At 50.0% G+C, this 17,017-nt stretch carries 16 protein-coding genes; 5 read left to right on the plus strand and 11 right to left on the minus strand.

All coding sequences use genetic code 11. The features are described 5' to 3' along the window. Position 1 precedes the first annotated feature (1 nt). From bcsA to bcsR, 3 genes are read right to left on the minus strand one after another with little or no spacing between them, the layout of a single operon-like run. Complete coding sequence (gene bcsA, locus K0335_RS07725) at positions 2-2,620, minus strand: UDP-forming cellulose synthase catalytic subunit (protein ID WP_000025817.1); 2,619 nt, start codon at positions 2,618-2,620, stop codon at positions 2-4. Further along, positions 2,617-3,384 (minus strand): cellulose biosynthesis protein BcsQ, encoded by a 768-nt coding sequence (gene bcsQ / locus K0335_RS07730; protein ID WP_000279500.1) that lies wholly within the window; start codon positions 3,382-3,384, stop codon positions 2,617-2,619. The genes bcsA and bcsQ overlap by 4 nt, the downstream gene beginning before the upstream one ends. Before the next feature lie 11 nt (positions 3,385-3,395). Continuing rightward, positions 3,396-3,584 (minus strand): cellulose biosynthesis protein BcsR, encoded by a 189-nt coding sequence (gene bcsR, locus K0335_RS07735; protein ID WP_001063310.1) that lies wholly within the window; start codon positions 3,582-3,584, stop codon positions 3,396-3,398. A gap of 286 nt (positions 3,585-3,870) precedes the next feature. Here bcsR and bcsE point away from each other — a divergent pair, with 286 nt between their 5' ends. From bcsE to bcsG, 3 genes are read left to right on the plus strand one after another with little or no spacing between them, the layout of a single operon-like run. Beyond that, complete coding sequence (gene bcsE / locus K0335_RS07740; RefSeq protein WP_001070267.1) at positions 3,871-5,430, plus strand: cellulose biosynthesis c-di-GMP-binding protein BcsE; 1,560 nt, start codon at positions 3,871-3,873, stop codon at positions 5,428-5,430. Continuing rightward, on the plus strand, positions 5,427-5,618 hold the full coding sequence (gene bcsF, locus K0335_RS07745) for a cellulose biosynthesis protein BcsF (protein WP_000981122.1): 192 nt from the start codon (positions 5,427-5,429) through the stop codon (positions 5,616-5,618). Before bcsE ends, bcsF begins: the two co-directional genes overlap by 4 nt. Then, positions 5,615-7,294: a cellulose biosynthesis protein BcsG gene (bcsG, locus tag K0335_RS07750; protein ID WP_000192007.1), complete on the plus strand. Its 1,680-nt coding sequence runs from the start codon at positions 5,615-5,617 to the stop codon at positions 7,292-7,294. The genes bcsF and bcsG overlap by 4 nt, the downstream gene beginning before the upstream one ends. A gap of 86 nt (positions 7,295-7,380) precedes the next feature. On the opposite strand, the gene K0335_RS07755 is transcribed toward bcsG, so the two are convergent. From K0335_RS07755 to K0335_RS07765, 3 genes are all read right to left on the minus strand, one after another. Continuing rightward, complete coding sequence (locus K0335_RS07755; RefSeq protein ID WP_000170746.1) at positions 7,381-7,488, minus strand: type I toxin-antitoxin system toxin Ldr family protein; 108 nt, start codon at positions 7,486-7,488, stop codon at positions 7,381-7,383. Between the two features lie 374 nt (positions 7,489-7,862). Then, positions 7,863-7,970, minus strand: a complete 108-nt coding sequence (locus K0335_RS07760; RefSeq protein ID WP_000170738.1) for a type I toxin-antitoxin system toxin Ldr family protein — start codon at positions 7,968-7,970, stop codon at positions 7,863-7,865. A gap of 374 nt (positions 7,971-8,344) precedes the next feature. Continuing rightward, on the minus strand, positions 8,345-8,452 hold the full coding sequence (locus K0335_RS07765; protein ID WP_000170738.1) for a type I toxin-antitoxin system toxin Ldr family protein: 108 nt from the start codon (positions 8,450-8,452) through the stop codon (positions 8,345-8,347). Between the two features lie 435 nt (positions 8,453-8,887). Between K0335_RS07765 and megL the strand changes: the two genes are divergently transcribed. Both megL and K0335_RS07775 read left to right on the plus strand, forming a co-directional pair. Continuing rightward, a complete protein-coding gene (gene megL / locus K0335_RS07770) occupies positions 8,888-10,084 on the plus strand; it encodes a methionine gamma-lyase (protein ID WP_219393785.1) in 1,197 nt (398 codons plus the stop codon). A gap of 249 nt (positions 10,085-10,333) precedes the next feature. Continuing rightward, positions 10,334-11,632: an amino acid permease gene (locus K0335_RS07775; RefSeq protein ID WP_160193754.1), complete on the plus strand. Its 1,299-nt coding sequence runs from the start codon at positions 10,334-10,336 to the stop codon at positions 11,630-11,632. 15 nt (positions 11,633-11,647) lie between these two features. Here K0335_RS07775 and K0335_RS07780 read toward each other — a convergent pair whose 3' ends face one another. From K0335_RS07780 to dppB, 5 genes are all read right to left on the minus strand, one after another. Beyond that, a complete protein-coding gene (locus tag K0335_RS07780; RefSeq protein ID WP_181198553.1) occupies positions 11,648-12,859 on the minus strand; it encodes a sigma-54-dependent Fis family transcriptional regulator in 1,212 nt (403 codons plus the stop codon). 162 nt (positions 12,860-13,021) lie between these two features. Then, positions 13,022-14,026, minus strand: a complete 1,005-nt coding sequence (gene dppF, locus K0335_RS07785) for a dipeptide ABC transporter ATP-binding subunit DppF (RefSeq protein WP_219393786.1) — start codon at positions 14,024-14,026, stop codon at positions 13,022-13,024. Continuing rightward, a complete protein-coding gene (dppD, locus tag K0335_RS07790; protein ID WP_001196486.1) occupies positions 14,023-15,006 on the minus strand; it encodes a dipeptide ABC transporter ATP-binding protein in 984 nt (327 codons plus the stop codon). The genes dppF and dppD overlap by 4 nt, the downstream gene beginning before the upstream one ends. Before the next feature lie 10 nt (positions 15,007-15,016). Beyond that, positions 15,017-15,919 (minus strand): dipeptide ABC transporter permease DppC, encoded by a 903-nt coding sequence (gene dppC, locus K0335_RS07795; protein ID WP_000084677.1) that lies wholly within the window; start codon positions 15,917-15,919, stop codon positions 15,017-15,019. Positions 15,920-15,928: 9 nt separating this feature from the next. Continuing rightward, positions 15,929-16,948, minus strand: a complete 1,020-nt coding sequence (dppB, locus tag K0335_RS07800) for a dipeptide ABC transporter permease DppB (RefSeq protein WP_000938855.1) — start codon at positions 16,946-16,948, stop codon at positions 15,929-15,931. Between the last annotated feature and the right edge of the window lie 69 nt (positions 16,949-17,017).

Genomic DNA, 17,017 nt, shown 5'->3' on the forward strand with positions numbered 1-17,017 from the left:
ATCATTGTTGAGCCAAAGCCTGATCCGATGGTTGTACCGTTTCGCTCCGCGCCGGGCGGCGCGGAATAAACGAAACAACCCAGGAAACCAGAGAAGTCAGCGCACGGAAAATGCCCTTCACCGAAGAAGGCGCAAACTCCGCCAGATGGCGGTAGCCACGGAAGCCGAGCTTCAGAATATCCAGCAGACTTTCCAGCGGTTTATCTTCCGGGTAGCTGTCCTGCCAGAGTGCCCATGTATCCGCACGGGCAAACGTACACTGTACAAAATCAATATGTTGCTGGGTGGTCAGTGGCATTAATTGCAGCCCAACTTCGTTGCCGATCACGCGTGCGACTTGCGTCGGAAAGACGTACTCTTGCTGACCACGTTTAAGCAGCAGATTCACCTTCTGCCCTTCCAGAACCTGCGCCTGACCGTTGATCTTGATCCCTAACCCACCGTCAGAGAAGTCGTGAACGGTGCATGAGAAAAGATGACCATCTTCCCGTGCTATCGCTCCCGGCATGGTCATTTCTACACGGTGCGAACGACGTACCTGTTTACTTTCTACCGATACCGCTACCGCACCACCGAGAATAATCAGGTTGTAGAACACCCACACCATACTGACGATGACAGTGAGCATTTCAGTCGGAGGGCCGTAGAAGTAACGCCAGATACCGACCGCAATCCCAACCAGGTTGAGCAGTACCAGGAAAATGTAGGGTCGTGAGATCACCCAGTCGACGTACTCTTCTTCCACCAGTCCACCTTTGGCGGTGACGTTAAATTTGCCTTTATGTGGGTTAATCAGCGCTACCAACGTCGGTGGCGCGATATACCACGCCAGTACCGTTTCGTAGATTTCACTCCAGAAGGAGTGGCGATATTTGCCCTGAATCTTCGAGTTGGTCAGGCTGGCGTGAATCATATGCGGCAGCACAAACAGAGCGATCATCAACGCTGGCGCGTAGATGATGTAGGCATGAAGTAGCAGGAAAGCCAGCGGCGCAGTCAGAAAGATAAGCCGTGGAATGCCCGACAAGAAATGGAACATGGCGTTGACGTAGCACAGTCGCTGGGCGAATTTCAGCCCTTTACCGGTAAGCGGGTTATCGAGACGGAAGATTTGCACCATCCCTCGCGCCCAGCGAATACGCTGACCGATATGCGCCGACAGACTTTCGGTCGCCAGCCCTGCCGCCTGCGGAATACGCATATATGCAGAGGTGTAGCCGCGACGGTGCAGACGCAGAGAGGTGTGCGCATCTTCGGTCACGGTTTCGACAGCAATGCCGCCAATCTCATCCAGCGGCTTACGGCGAATCACCGCACAGGAACCGCAGAAGAAAGTGGCATCCCACATATCGTTGCCATCCTGCACCAGACCATAAAACAGCGTGCCTTCGTTCGGCGTTTTACGAAAACGCCCCAGGTTACGTTCAAACGGGTCCGGCGAGAAGAAGTGATGCGGCGTCTGCATCATCGCCAGTTGTTTTTCTTTCAGGAACCAGCCCATGGTCATTTGCAGGAATGAGCGCGTCGGCACGTGGTCGCAGTCGAAAATCGACACGAACTCGCCTTTGGCATATTTCAGCGCATTGTTGATGTTGCCCGCTTTCGCATGTTCATGAGTGGTACGGGCGATATATTTCACCCCCACGTTTTGCGCAAACTGGCGAAACTCTTCCCTGCCGCCGTCATCAAGGATCCAGATGTTCAGCTTGTCTTTCGGCCAGTCGATACCCAGCGAGGCGTAAATCGTATTTTTCACCACGTTGAGATCTTCGTTGTAAGTCGGGACAAAGATATCCACCGACGGCCATAGCGACATATCTTTCGGCAGTGGTACTGGCTGACGATTCAGCGGCCATACCACCTGGAAGTAGCCGAGCACCAGCACAATCCACGCGTACGTTTCAGCGAACAGTAGAATAAGCCCGCACACCAGGCTGACCGGATCATCCCAGTTCAACGTCGAAGTGTAGCGCCACCAGATATAACGACAAGAGACGGTCAGCGACAGCACAATCAGCATCAGCGCCGAGAAACGCCCTGGCATACGTCGAACCATCAGCGCTACGCCCCATAGCAGCATCAGGAAGATAAACTGCGACAGCGGGTTAAACGGCTGGGTGATGCAAATCAGTGCCAGAATCAGCGAGAAGGTGACGATTATTCCAAGAATAAAACGCCGCGCACCAGGGCTCAGATGCCCCAGTTCTTTTTTCTCATCAAGATGTTGCGTGTTATGACTGAAACGTTCAGGTAAATTATCCATCCACTGATGATAGCGTTCACGTAAACCTTTCAGATGCGAGAAACCTTGCCAGCGTGTTTTCTGGCGTGGAGTACGCGATGAACTGGCCATCAACCACAACGTCTGAATGGTATAACGCAGTGGATCTAATGGTCTCGGACGCGAAGCATTAATGTGAGGATAAAGCGTTTTGTGCTCAGCGCGGATCAGTTGCCAGCGCGGATGTTCCAGTGGAATAAAAATCCACGCCAGAATAACCCAGAAGCAGGCAAGTGCCGCGCTAAAGGAAGAAGCGCCATGTCGGCGATAATCCCGATAACGCTCAACCAGACGCGCGTTGACCGGCGGGATTAGCAACCACCGGGACAGGATACTCATGATACGCTCCCGACAGGCGTTTGCTGTCCAGCCGTTTTCAAACCGGAATAGTGCAATAAACACCAGTTTGCCAGGGTCATGATCTCTTCTGCAGCCAGTGAATCACTACGATATTCCCCAATGGGTTGTTTCGCCGCCATGCACTCTGCCATCGCTTCATCACGATGAATCACCATCGGCAATAAGCGACGCTGGCTCTGCAACCACACTTGATAGAGATCGTCCTGAATCTGGCTACCAACACGGAAATCATTAATCAAAATATGCGTACCGGTTGGCAGCTGCTGCTGATGCAGCCGAATATGACAGTTTGTGTCGACGTTAACGATCGCCAGTGTATGGTTGCACAAATGCACTAATTGCCGCGTTAATGGTGAGGCGTCATCGGGTAAATCGAGCAAAATCCATGAATAGCGACCACTCTCTTTAATTTGCTGGAGGCCAGCGATTATCCCCCCAAGGCGCTCTTGCCATGCCTGCGGCGTTTCGCGCTCTTCAGCGCTCAGTTGTCCATAGGGCAACAGGTGTAATTGAGATGTGTAACGTAACCCGGCGTCACGCCAGTCCTGTCCGTCCAACAGTGCCCTGGCCCAACCGTTACGATGAGCGAAATCAACATTAAATAGCAGGCGCAGTAAGTTATCAGGGCTGGCATCAATAACCAGTACATTTTCCCCGAGTGTCTGTAACGACCAGGCTAACGCCGCGGTGATGGATGTGGTGCCAACACCTCCCCGCACCCCCTGTAATCCCAGTACGGCCATTCACGACTCCCCTACTTTTGTTGCGCAAATTCAGCCAACAAAGGCCAACGCTTTAATGCCGCCGCCAACTGTTCCCGTTGGGAGATATCGGCGTAATCAATTTCTGGCAGAGAAAAAGCCTTACTTAGCGCCAGAAAATCATTTTGAAAGGTGTAGCCTAATGCGGAATCAGGCAGAGCATCCGGTTCGTTGTTATTCATTTGGGTCGTTCTCTTTGGAATATACTCGCCATGCTGTAGATAATTTCATCTTCCAGCAGTCCGCTCTTTTTAATGTATAACCGCGATTTGAAGGTTCGCTCGTTTTTTAACTTCAGTTTTGTAAAAAATAAAAGTTAAAAACAGAAAAGCAGGAACTACAAGGCTTCCTGCCTGCCGAATTGATTCACATGCTAAATCTGATAACTTTTAATTTCAATGGTAGGTTTATTTCTTAGCTTTCGCTAGTAAACTGATAATCAGACAAAATGGTGATAAGAGGGACGCTGTGAACCCCGTATTCTCTATAGGTATCTCATCTTTATGGGATGAACTACGCCATATGCCAACCGGCGGTGTCTGGTGGGTGAATACTGATCGCATTGAAGATGCCATCAGCCTGGCGAATCAAACGATTGTTTCTCAGACAGAAACCGCGAAAGTCGCGGCCATTAGCATGGGTAGCGAACCACAGAAATTATTCAAATTAGAAGAATCTCAAGGCCCGGAAAAAATAAAATTATTTTCCATGCCAAATTCAGAAAGGGGGCTATACTTTATGCCCCGCGATTTACTTTGTTCTGTTGATCCTCACAATTACCTTTTTATTCTTGTTTGCGCAAATAATGCCTGGCAAAACATTCCCGCAGAGCGTCTGAGGCTTTGGCTGGAGAAAATGAATAAATGGAGCAGATTCCATCAATGTTCACTTTTAATCTTTAACCCCGGAAATAATAACGATAAACAATTTTCACTGCTGATGGAGGAGTATCGCTCCCTTTACGGCCTCGCCAGTTTACGTTTTCTGGGCGATCAGCATCTGCTGGATATTGCTTATTGGTGTAATGAAAAAGGCGTGAGCGCCCGCCAGCAACTTACCGTTGAACACAAAAATGGTAAGTGGGAACTTGCGCAACAAGAAGAAGCAGCGATTCAACCGCGTAGCGATGAAAAGACTATTCTCAGTAATGTCGCAGTGCTGGAGGGTGCGCCACCGTTATCCGAGCACTGGAAAGTGTTCGACAACAACGAAGCCCTGTTTAACGAAGCGCGTACCGCGCAGGCCGCCACAGTTGTTTTCTCTCTACAGCAAAACAGTCAAATTGAACCGCTGGCACGTAGCATCCATACCCTTCGTCGCCAACGCGGCAGCGCCATGAAGATTCTCGTACGGGAGAATATCGCCAGTCTGCGAGCCACTGATGAACGTCTGTTACTTGGCTGTGGCGCTAATATGGTGATTCCGTGGAATGCCCCTCTTTCGCGCTGCCTGACAATGATCGAAAGCGTTCAGGGGCAGCAATTCAGTCGCTATGTACCCGAAGATATCACTACGTTGTTGTCGATGACGCAACCGCTGAAACTACGTGGTTTTCAGAAGTGGGATGTGTTCTGCGAGGCGGTCAATAACATGATGAACAATACGTTGCTGCCAGCCCATGGCAAAGGCGTGCTGGTGGCTCTGCGTCCGGTACCGGGAATTCGTGTTGAGCAAGCGCTGACACTATGCCGTCCGAATCGTACTGGCGATATTATGACGATTGGTGGTAACCGACTGGTACTATTTTTATCGTTCTGTCGGGTCAATGACCTCGATACGGCCCTGAATCATATTTTCCCGCTACCTACGGGCGACATTTTCTCTAACCGTATGGTCTGGTTTGAAGATGACCAGATCACAGCCGAGCTGGTACAAATGCGGCTTCTGGCACCGGAACAGTGGGGAACGCCTCTGCCATTAACGCAAACATCCAGCCCGGTGATTAACGCTGAACATGACGGACGAAACTGGCGACGCATCCCGGAACCCATGCGCTTATTGGATGATACGGTGGAACAATCATCATGATGAATATCAGCGATATTATTGAAATTGTTATAGTTTGTGCGCTGATTTTTTTCCCGCTGGGTTATCTGGCGCGCCATTCATTACGCCGAGTGCGGGATACCGCACGGTTATTCTTTGCCCGACCTCGTTATGTCAAACCAGCCGGAACGTTAAGCCGCACGGTTAAAGTCAGGACCACCAAAAAATGACTCAACATACTCATAATGTAACCATGCCATCTTCCCTTTGGCAGTACTGGCGCGGGCTTTCTGGCTGGAATTTCTACTTTCTGGTGAAGTTCGGTCTGCTTTGGGCGGGTTATCTCAACTTCCATCCGCTACTCAACCTGGTGTTTGCCGCCTTTTTGTTAATGCCTATTCCACGCTATAGCCTGCATCGCCTTCGCCATTGGATCGCTCTTCCGATTGGTTTTGCGTTGTTCTGGCATGATACATGGTTACCAGGCCCGGAAAGTATTATGAGCCAGGGCTCACAGGTCGCGGGTTTCAGTACCGATTATTTGATTGACCTGGTTACGCGTTTCATTAACTGGCAGATGATAGGTGCGGTATTTGTGTTGTTTATCGCGTGGCTTTTCCTGTCACAGTGGATCCGTATTACTGTTTTTGTGGTTGCTATTCTGGTATGGCTGAATGTCCTGACACTGGCAGGCCCAAGTTTCTCCTTATGGCCTGCCGGTCAACCTACCACGACAGTAACCACCACAGGGGGTAATGCCGCAGCGACTGTCGCAGCCACGGGTGGCGCTCCGGTGGTCGGTGATATGCCAGCGCAAACTGCACCGCCGACAACGGCAAATCTCAATACCTGGCTGAATAATTTCTATAATGCCGAGGCGAAACGTAAATCAACATTCCCATCAGCGCTTCCGGCTGATGCTCAGCCGTTTGAACTGCTGGTGATCAATATCTGCTCGCTCTCATGGTCGGATATTGAAGCTGCAGGATTAATGTCACATCCGTTATGGTCGCATTTTGATATTGAGTTTAAGAATTTCAACTCAGCAACGTCGTATAGCGGCCCGGCAGCAATTCGTTTACTACGTGCCAGTTGTGGTCAACCGTCACATACCAATCTGTATCAACCAGCAAACAATGACTGCTATCTGTTTGATAATCTTTCGAAACTTGGCTTTACCCAGCACTTAATGATGGGACATAACGGTCAATTTGGCGGCTTCCTGAAAGAAGTCCGTGAAAATGGAGGGATGCAAACAGAGCTGATGGATCAAACTAATCTTCCCGTCATTTTACTGGGCTTTGATGGCTCGCCAGTCTATGACGATACAGCGGTACTTAATCGCTGGCTGGAGGTCACCGGGAAAGACAAAAATACCCGCAGTGCCACGTTCTACAACACACTGCCGCTACATGATGGCAACCATTATCCGGGCGTCAGCAAAACAGCAGATTACAAAGCGCGAGCGCAGAAATTCTTTGATGAACTGGATGCCTTCTTCACTGAACTGGAGAAATCGGGACGCAAAGTGATGGTAGTGGTGGTGCCGGAACACGGTGGCGCTCTGAAAGGGGACAGAATGCAGGTTTCAGGACTGCGTGATATTCCCAGCCCATCGATCACTGATGTGCCTGTTGGTGTGAAATTCTTCGGTATGAAATCACCCCATCAGGGTGCGCCGATTGTTATTGACCAACCGAGCAGCTTCCTGGCTATCTCCGATCTGGTGGTTCGCGTTCTTGATGGCAAGATTTTCACCGAAGACAATGTGGACTGGAAAAAACTCACCAGTGGCTTGCCACAGACGGCCCCTGTATCCGAGAACTCAAACGCAGTGGTGATTCAATACCAGAACAAACCGTATGTTCGTTTGAACGGCGGCGACTGGGTGCCTTATCCACAGTAATAACGAAAAAGGCCGCAGAGTTTTACCTCTGCGGCCTGGTCCGGGCGCAAATTGCCATTACGGCAGCCTGACGCCCGCATGACACGTTACTTCCGCTTGTTCAGCCAGTTCACGATCATACTGGCAAGAATGCCAGTAATGACCGGAGCCGCTAAATCATGCCAGAAGGCCATGCCCAGTTCTGCGAGCGTCATATAGCCGCCTGTGTTGTAATGACAACGTTTCGCGGCTATTCTTGTATTGTTTGGATGCAAGAATGGCCCCCGTGATGTTGTCAGGTGAATACCTGCAACGTGCGGGGGTTTTCTCTCTCCAGCAACCAATGCCACCAGGGATCAAGCCCCCGCAACATTGCGCCTCACCGGAACCTTTCCGGCTTGCCGCTGATTCTACGACCGTTTTTGTGCTACGAAATCCGTCACTTCTTCACTCTGTGCTGTGCATTCCGCAGAATATTATCCGCTTGCAACCGTTGCATTTTTCTTACGAAAAAGGCCGCAGAGTTTCACCCCTGCGGCCTGGTCCGGGCGCAAATTGCCATTACGGCAGCTGACGCCCGCATGGCACGTTACTTCCGCTTGTTCAGCCAGTTCACGATCAAACTGGCAAGAATGCCAGCGATGACCGGAGCCGCTAAATCATGCCAGAAGGCCATGCCCAGCTCTGCGAGCGTCATATAGCCGCCTGTGTTGTAATGACAACGTTTCGCGGCTATTCTTGAATGGTCTAGATGCAAGAATGGCCCCCGTGGTGTTGTCAGGTGCATACCTGCAACATGCGGGGGTTTTCTCTCTCCAGCAACCAATGCCACCAGGGATCAAGCCCCCGCAACATTGCGCCTCACCGGAACTCTTCCGGCTTGCCGCTGATTCTACGGCTGTTTCTGTGCTCCGGAATCCGTCACTTCTTCACTCTGTGCTGTGCATTCCGCAGAATATTATCCGCTTGCAACCGTTGCATTTTTCTTACGAAAAAGGCCGCAGAGTTTCACCCCTGCGGCCTGGTCCGGGCGCAAATTGCCATTACGGCAGCTGACGCCCGCATGGCACGTTACTTCCGCTTGTTCAGCCAGTTCACGATCAAACTGGCAAGAATGCCAGCGATGACCGGAGCCGCTAAATCATGCCAGAAGGCCATGCCCAGTTCTGCGAGCGTCATATAGCCGCCTGTGTTGTAATGACAACGTTTCGCGGCTATTCTTGAATGGTCTAGAGTCAAGATTAGCCCCCGTGGTGTTGTCAGGTGCATACCTGCAACGTGCGGGGGTTTTCTCTCTCCAGCAACCAATGCCACCAGGGATTAAGCCCCCGCAACATTGCGCCTCACCGGATTGTTCCGGCTTGCCAGCGATTCTACGGCAGCGTTTTATTCCTGACAGCAGGCAATATTCTACTCTGCATATCGCCTCGCAATTCCCTGTCATAAATACTCACACCCATAAATTCTGTTGGAAATTTTTTTGCCACTTGGCAAGTTTCCTGACAGCTGGTTGAAAATAATAAGTATTAACTCACTGATTAAAAACAAATACTCACCTGGCACAGAGCTTGCTAAGCCAGTAAGACCTTTTTATTTTCGATGACAGGTGAGCAGATGAACCACAATCAAAATTATGGAATAAATACCCGAATCGTCCATGCTGGGCAGCAGCCTGATCCCTCAACAGGCGCTTTGAGTATGCCTATTTTTCAGACGTCTACTTTTGTCTTTGATAGTGCCGAACAAGGAGCTGCTCGTTTTGCGCTGGAAGAGCCAGGCTACATTTATACGCGTTTAGGCAACCCAACAGTCGATGCCCTGGAGAAAAAACTCGCAGTATTAGAACAGGGAGAAGCGGCACTTGCGACTGCATCAGGAATTTCAGCAATTACCACAACGTTGCTGACTTTATGCCAGCAAGGGGATCATATTATTTCCGCCAGTGCTATATACGGTTGTACTCATGCGTTTTTACAGCATAGCATTCCCAAATTTGGTATTAATGTCAGTTTTGTTAATGCCTCAAAACCAGAGGAAATTGTTGCAGCACTACGCCAGGAAACGAAAGTCATTTATATTGAAACACCGGCTAATCCGACACTGTCTTTGGTGGATATTGCGGCTGTTGCTGATATTGCCCATCAAAGTGGGGTTATATTAATTGTCGATAATACTTTTATGTCACCTTATTGCCAGCAGCCACTAACCCTTGGGGCAGATATTGTCATTCATAGTTTAACAAAATATATCAATGGTCATGGTGATGTTATTGGTGGTGTTATTATCGGCAAGCAGGAGTTTATCGATCAGGCTCGATTTGTCGGTCTGAAGGATATTACCGGTGGATGCCTGAGTCCTTTCGACGCCTGGCTAACATTACGTGGGGTAAAAACCCTGGGAATACGTATGGAGCACCATTGTCAGAATGCGTTGAGAATTGCCCATTACCTTGCGTCTCATCCGGCAATTACTCAGGTCTGGTATCCGGGTCTACCTTCCCACCCACAATATATATTGGGCAAAAAACAGATGAGTCTTCCGGGAGGCGTAATCAGCTTTGAAATCGCCGGAGGTCTTGAGACTGGCAGACGTATGATCAACTCTGTAGAATTATGCCTCCTCGCAGTCAGCCTCGGTGATACCGAAACCCTCATTCAGCATCCTGCGTCTATGACACATTCGCCTTTTGCACCAGAGGAACGGCTTGAAGCAGGTATTACCGATGGCCTTATTCGACTGTCAGTAGGTCTGGAGGATCCCGAAGATATCATTAACGACCTTGATCAAGCCATCAGAAAGGCAACTCACTGAATATTAGTCAATGAGGTTAATATATTCGTCATACTTCGAGTTGCAGGACAAGCGAGAGAATCCCCAGAAGCTTGACTTCAGTAAGTGGCAGGGATGAGTAACAAACCCGTCAAGGGTGAGGCCCATGGATGGACCGTGTACCCCGTAATCGCAGCACATGCAACTTGAAGCATGACGAGTATTTTTTAAATTTGAAGCATACATGCTCTCTTGTCTCAAAAAGAGCATGTATTTTAGACAGGGGGCTATATGCAGGATAAGGCAGTACCATTAAGCAGTAATACAACTACAACCCGATCATCGTTGAAGAAATTACCCTTCACCAAATATGATTTTGGCTGGTTACTATTATGCATTGGTATGGCAATCGGTGCGGGTACGGTATTAATGCCGGTACAAATTGGATTGAAAGGTGTTTGGGTATTCATTACTGCCGCGATTATTGCTTATCCCGCTACCTATATCGTACAAGAATTATACTTAAAAACCTTGTCAGAAAGCGAAACATGCAATAACTACACCGATATCATCAGTCATTACTTAGGGAAGAACTGGGGAATTTTTCTTGGTGTAATCTATTTTTTAATGATTATCCATGGAATATTTATTTATTCTTTATCAGTGATATTTGACAGTGCCTCTTATATAAAAACATTTGGTCTGGTGGATGCTGATCTGTCGCACTCCACTGTGTATAAAGTGGTGATTTTTTCTATTCTGGTAGCAATTGCATCCTGTGGTGAAAAATTACTTTTCAAAATATCCGGTCCAATGGTGGTAGTAAAGGTTGGGATAATCATCATATTTGGTTGTGCCATGATCCCTTACTGGAATCTGAGTAATATCAGTGCATTTCCTGCCGTTGGTGTATTCTTCCGCGATGTTCTGTTAACAATTCCATTCTGTTTTTTCTCTGCTGTGTTTATTCAGGTTCTTAATCCGATGAATATAGCCTATCGTAAAAGAGAATCAGATCGGGTGCTGGCAACACGTATGGTGATTCGGGCGCACCGCATTAGTTATATTACCCTGATTACGATAATTTTGTTCTTTTCCTTTTCATTTACTTTTTCTATCAGCCATGAAGAGGCTGTTTCAGCATTTGAGCAAAACATCTCCGCGCTGGCTCTGGCGGCGCAAGTAATCCCTGGTAATATTATTCATATTACGTCTACAGTGTTGAATATTTTTGCTGTGTTAACTGCTTTCTTTGGCATATATCTTGGATTTCATGAGGCGATAAAAGGCATTATTCTTAATTTATTAAGCCGCATCATGGATATAAAGAAAATTAATTCTCTGCTACTGACAGTAAGCATCTGTATTTTTATCGTGATTACCTTAGTGATTTGGGTATCATTCCGCGTTTCGGTGTTATTTTTTTTCCAGTTAGGGAGCCCACTTTATGGTATCGTCGCCTGCCTTATTCCGGTATTCTTGATATACAACGTACCGCAACTCAAGAAACTGCGAGGCCTGAAAATTTGGCTTATTTTACTTTACGGTATCCTGCTCTGTTTAACACCTTTCCTGACTTTTATTGAGTGATATTAAATCGCGCCGTCAATCACTGGCGGCGCTGATGCCCTGTTGGTAGCGATGAATTTTATTGAGTACTGTCGTGTGTGAAACACCTAATGTTTTTGCTATTTCTCGCGAGGATACATTGTCAGCCAGCATTTTTTCTATTAACTGTCTCTCCGTATGAAGCACCTGATCTTTAAATGAAATTGGCGAGTTTATTGATACTGAAGACAGCCCCTTATCCAGTCCTAAATCATCACTGCTAATAATATCGTTTTCACACATTAGCATCAGGCGGATAATGGTATTCTCCAGTTCTCTGACATTACCAGGCCATGTGTGCTGACGCAAAGTTTCGTAGGCAGTTTTATCAAGAATGATATTCCGTTTAAATTCCTTAGCATATTTCTGTACAAAATAACGGATTAATAAATTGAGATCCTGAGGACGTTCACGCAATGGCGGTATAGTCAAAGAAAGCACATTGATTCGATACCAGAGGTCGGCACGTAAGGTGCGATGAGCAATCATCTCTTCCAGGTTAGCGTTAGTAGCGACAATAATACGCGTATTAATTGGAATTATTTGCGTACCCCCGACCCGTCGAATCCCACCTTCCTGTAGTACCCGTAAAAGTTTACCTTGTAAATTAAGCGGTAATTCCCCCAACTCATCAAGGAAAAGTGTTCCTTTGTCTGCCATCTCAAAAAGGCCTTTTTTACCCTGGCTATCGGCCCCACTAAATGCCCCTTTTTCATAGCCGAAAAACTCACTTTCCATCAGCGATTCTGGTAATGCTGAGCAGTTAACAGGGATAAAAGGATAAAAACGTCGGGAACCTGTATTATGAATTGCTCGCGCCAGGAGATCTTTACCTGTTCCAGTTTCACCCCGGATTAATACCGTATATTTGCTATCGGCAATTTTTATAGCCTTATCAATAACGATTTTCATCGCAGGGCTATTACAAATAATGTCAGAAAAATACCGTGGGCGCGTTGAATCTGGAGAAGAAAGACTATTTTCCGTCTCAGAAAGATAAGCCACATTAACGATATCAGCATTCTGTTCCAGTCGTGTCTGGAGGACAGGAATATCCTGCACCTGGCGGCACCAGGATTTTATGAGAATTCGTCCTGGGGTGACTTTCATGGAAACTATATTAAGATCGCAACAGGAAAACTCCTTGAGAACATCCTCAACCATTGAGAGGCGATCAATTGTTTTTATATCCCAGCGGATCGTAACCACGCTTGCCTCCTGTCGTGAGCAATAACGAGGTGGTGATTTCTGCAATGGAAAAAGAGATACCCCTATTTTAGTCGCAACGAGAATTTCTTTTGTCTTCTGCTTCACACTCTGTGAGCGCAAACGAAAAAGTGGAACCGGAGCACAAGGCTCCGGTTTTGAACATTACCGCTGCGGATTTTCATCCTGATCAACAGCAAAACAAGCTACCAGTTGACCACCGTAGTCTTTTAGCTGCGGCTGTAACTGAGTGCAGGGGCCGAAGCGCCGACGACAGCGGGCGTTGAAGGCGCAACCCGGCGGTGGATTGAGCGGGCTTGGCAGTTCACTGGTGAGCTTAATGCGCTCCCGGCGGTCGTCCGGGTTCAGACGTGGCGTCGCGGAGAGTAGCGCCTGGGTGTACGGATGACGCGGGTTATTGAAGATTTGGTCCTTCGTCCCCTTCTCCACGCAGCGGCCCAGATACATCACCATCACTTCATCAGCAATATGCTCAACCACCGACAGGTCGTGCGAGATAAAGACATAAGACAGCCCCAGTTCCTGCTGCAAATCCATCATCAGGTTGAGCACCTGCGCACGTACCGAGACGTCCAGCGCGGAAACCGGTTCATCGGCAATCACCACATCCGGGTCGAGCATCAGACCACGGGCGATGGCGATACGCTGACGCTGACCGCCGGAGAACATGTGCGGATAGCGATCGTAATGCTCGGTTTTCAGGCCGACTTTCGCCATCATCGACAACGCTTTTTCCCGACGCTGTTCTTTGCTTAAACCGGTGTTGATCAGCAGCGGCTCTTCGAGAATTTGCCCGACTTTTTTACGCGGATTCAGCGAGCCATAGGGATTCTGGAAGACGATCTGGATTTTCTGCCGACGCAACTTCTGCGCCTGCGGATCGTGCTTGAGCAGATCCTGCCCCTGGTAATACAGTTCGCCACCGGTCGGCGTTTCGATCATCGTCAGCAACCGACCGAGGGTCGACTTACCGCAGCCAGATTCACCCACTACTGCCAGCGTTTTGCCACGTTCAAGATTAAACGAAACGCCATCCAGCGCCTTTACAAGACGTTCCGGCGCGAACATGCCTTTCTTCACCGGATAATGTTTTTTCAGGTCGATAGCCTGCAACAGCGGTTGTTGCAGGGTGGCCTCTTGCGTACTCATAGTGTGGGCCTCCCGGCATCATCAAGTGGGTAATGGCATTTGGACTGACGCCCGTCAGCGAGCATATTCAGCGCCGGTTCTTCAGCACGGCATCTGTCAGTGGCATAGGGGCAACGCGGGTTAAGCAGGCAGCCATTCGGACGGTCGTATTTGCCAGGAACGACGCCAGGCAATGACGCCAGACGTTCTTTGTCCTGGGCAAATTCCGGCAGCGCACGCAGCAATGCCTGAGTATACGGATGACGCGGTGCATGGAAGATGGCGTGGGCATCGCCCGTTTCCACCACCTGGCCTGCATACATGACGATGATTTTATGCGCCGCTTCCGCCACCAGCGCCAGGTCATGGGTAATCAACACCAGCGCCATGTTCTCTTTCTGCTGCAACTCCAGCAGCAGTTCGATGATTTGCGCCTGAATGGTCACGTCCAGCGCGGTGGTCGGCTCATCGGCAATCAGCAGTTTTGGCCGACAGGCAATGGCCATCGCAATCATCACACGCTGACTCATACCGCCAGAAAGCTGATGCGGGTAAACATCCAGACGCGATGCCGGATCGGGAATACCGACCTGATTCAGCAGGTCAATCGCTCGCTGACGGCGAGTGCTCTTATTACCGCCCTGATGCACCTTAATCGCTTCCATGATCTGGAAACCCACTGTGTAGCACGGGTTAAGGCTGGTCATCGGGTCCTGGAAGATCATCGCCACTTCGGCACCCACCAGGTTGCGGCGCTCTTTTTCTGAGATACGCTGTAAATCCTGACCGTTAAACTCCAGCTTTTCCGCCATTACGCGGCCCGGATAATCAATCAGCCCCATAATCGCCAGCGAACTGACCGATTTACCAGAGCCGGACTCACCCACAATCCCGACCACTTCGCCCTGTTTTACGCTGTAGCTGATACGGTCTACGGCGCGGAACGGTGCGCTTTCGTCACCGAAATGCACAGATAATTTATCTACATTTAATAACGCCATCTCGAACCTCTTACTGCTTCAGTTTGGGATCGAGCGCGTCACGCAGACCGTCACCCATCAGGTTAAATGCCAGCACCGTCAGCAGGATCGCCAGACCGGGGAAGGTTACGACCCACCAGGCGCTTTGCGCGAACTGCAACACGTCGGAGAGCATGGTGCCCCACTCAGGCGTTGGCGGCTGTGCCCCCATGCCGAGGAAACCAAGAGCAGCCATATCGAGAATGGCGTTAGAGAAACCGAGCGACGCCTGAACAATCAGCGGCGCAAGGCAGTTCGGGAAGATGTTAATAAACATCTGGCGCATCGCCCCGGCCCCCGCCACGCGAGACGCGGTGACGTAATCGCGATTCACCTCCACCAGCACGGCGGCGCGGGTTAAGCGCACATAGTGCGGCAGCGCAACAAAGGTCAGCGCCAGCGCGGCGTTACCAATCGACGGGCCGAAGATAGCCACCAACACAAGCGCCAGCAGCAGACTTGGCAGCGCCAGCATGATATCGACCACGCGCATGATGATGTTATCAACCAGACCGCCAAAGTAACCGGCGATCAGGCCGAGAATAACGCCCATAATCAGCGACAACACCACCACCAGACAACCAACCAGCAGCGACAAGCGCGCGCCGTACATCAGCCGCGACAGCACATCACGCCCCACATCATCGGTGCCCAGCAAGTGCGCCATGCTGCCGCCTTCCTGCCAGGCTGGCGGGGCGAGCAGTGCATCGCGGAACTGTTCCGCCGGGTTATAGGGTGCAATCCAGTTGGCAAAGATCGCGATAAACAGCACGATGACGACGTAAACCAGCCCGACAACCGCGCCTTTGTTGCGTTTAAAATAGTGCCAGAACTCCTGTAACGGGGTCATCGGCACCGGTGCGCTAATCACTTTATTTTCAGTAACCTGTGACATGATGTCCCCTTACTTCTTATGACGAATACGCGGGTTCACCACGCCGTACAGCAGATCGACCAGCAGGTTGACGAGGATAATCATCGTCGCCACCAGCAATACGCCACCCTGCACTACCGGATAATCGCGGCGTTGCAGTGCGTCAATCAACCAGCGCCCCAGACCGGGCCACGAGAAGATGGTTTCGGTCAGAATCGCCCCCGCCAGCAATGTTCCCACCTGAAGGCCGATAACGGTCACTACCGGCAGCATCGCGTTACGCAGCGCATGGACGATAATCACCCGCATCCGGGTTAGCCCTTTGGCACGCGCGGTGCGGATGTAATCCTCGCCCAGCACTTCCAGCATCGAGGAGCGCGTCATACGTACAATGACCGCCAGCGGGATAGTACCCAGCACAATGGCGGGCAGGATCATATGGGCGACGGCATCGATAAAGTTACCGTCTTCACCCCAGATGGCGGTGTCGATCAGCATAAAACCGGTTAACGGATTGGAATCATCGAGGAATACCATGTCGCTCACGCGACCGGAGACAGGCGTCAGGTTCCAGTGCACCGAAACCAGCATGATCAGCATCATGCCCCACCAGAAGATCGGCATCGAGTAGCCGGTCAGCGCCAAGCCAACGGCTGTATGATCGAAAATAGAACCACGTTTAACCGCAGCCAGCACACCAACCGGAATACCGACCGCGGTAGCAAAAATCATCGCACAGACGCCAAGTTCCAGCGTGGCCTGGAAGCGCGGCACGAACTCTTCCCAAACCGGGATGCGGCTTTTCATCGAAATGCCTAAATCACCGTGCATTACACCCCAAATGTAATGGAGATACTGCTGCCACATCGGTTTATCCAAGCCGAGTTCTGCCAGCAATTGTGCGTGACGCTCTGGGGAGATCCCACGTTCACCCGCCATGATCATCACCGGATCGCCCGGGATCATGTGGACAAAGGCAAATGTGAGAAGGGTAATACCGATAAACGTGGGGATGACGAGTCCCAAACGTCGGAGAATAAACTGCAACATAACCCGGATTCTCTGTAGTGACCCGCAGCCTGGAACTGCGAGTCTGTATTGCTCACAAATCAATTCCCG

The organism is Escherichia sp. GZ89, assembly GCF_019366485.1.
In the GTDB taxonomy this organism is placed as follows: Bacteria; Pseudomonadota; Gammaproteobacteria; order Enterobacterales; family Enterobacteriaceae; genus Escherichia; species Escherichia fergusonii.

Bases quoted from the DNA above. Each gene is read 5' to 3' on its own strand.
- bcsR (WP_001063310.1), bottom strand. From the start codon at position 3,584: ATGAATAACAACGAACCGGATGCTCTGCCTGATTCCGCATTAGGCTAC.
- bcsG (WP_000192007.1), top strand. From the start codon at position 5,615: ATGACTCAACATACTCATAATGTAACCATGCCATCTTCCCTTTGGCAG.
- dppB (WP_000938855.1), bottom strand. From the start codon at position 16,948: ATGTTGCAGTTTATTCTCCGACGTTTGGGACTCGTCATCCCCACGTTT.
- megL (WP_219393785.1), top strand. From the start codon at position 8,888: ATGAACCACAATCAAAATTATGGAATAAATACCCGAATCGTCCATGCT.
- dppD (WP_001196486.1), bottom strand. From the start codon at position 15,006: ATGGCGTTATTAAATGTAGATAAATTATCTGTGCATTTCGGTGACGAA.
- bcsQ (WP_000279500.1), bottom strand. From the start codon at position 3,384: ATGGCCGTACTGGGATTACAGGGGGTGCGGGGAGGTGTTGGCACCACA.
- K0335_RS07760 (WP_000170738.1), bottom strand. From the start codon at position 7,970: ATGACGCTCGCAGAGCTGGGCATGGCCTTCTGGCATGATTTAGCGGCT.
- dppF (WP_219393786.1), bottom strand. From the start codon at position 14,026: ATGAGTACGCAAGAGGCCACCCTGCAACAACCGCTGTTGCAGGCTATC.
- bcsA (WP_000025817.1), bottom strand. From the start codon at position 2,620: ATGAGTATCCTGTCCCGGTGGTTGCTAATCCCGCCGGTCAACGCGCGT.
- K0335_RS07765 (WP_000170738.1), bottom strand. From the start codon at position 8,452: ATGACGCTCGCAGAACTGGGCATGGCCTTCTGGCATGATTTAGCGGCT.
- dppC (WP_000084677.1), bottom strand. From the start codon at position 15,919: ATGTCACAGGTTACTGAAAATAAAGTGATTAGCGCACCGGTGCCGATG.
- bcsF (WP_000981122.1), top strand. From the start codon at position 5,427: ATGATGAATATCAGCGATATTATTGAAATTGTTATAGTTTGTGCGCTG.
- K0335_RS07755 (WP_000170746.1), bottom strand. From the start codon at position 7,488: ATGACGCTCGCAGAACTGGGCATGGCCTTCTGGCATGATTTAGCGGCT.
- K0335_RS07775 (WP_160193754.1), top strand. From the start codon at position 10,334: ATGCAGGATAAGGCAGTACCATTAAGCAGTAATACAACTACAACCCGA.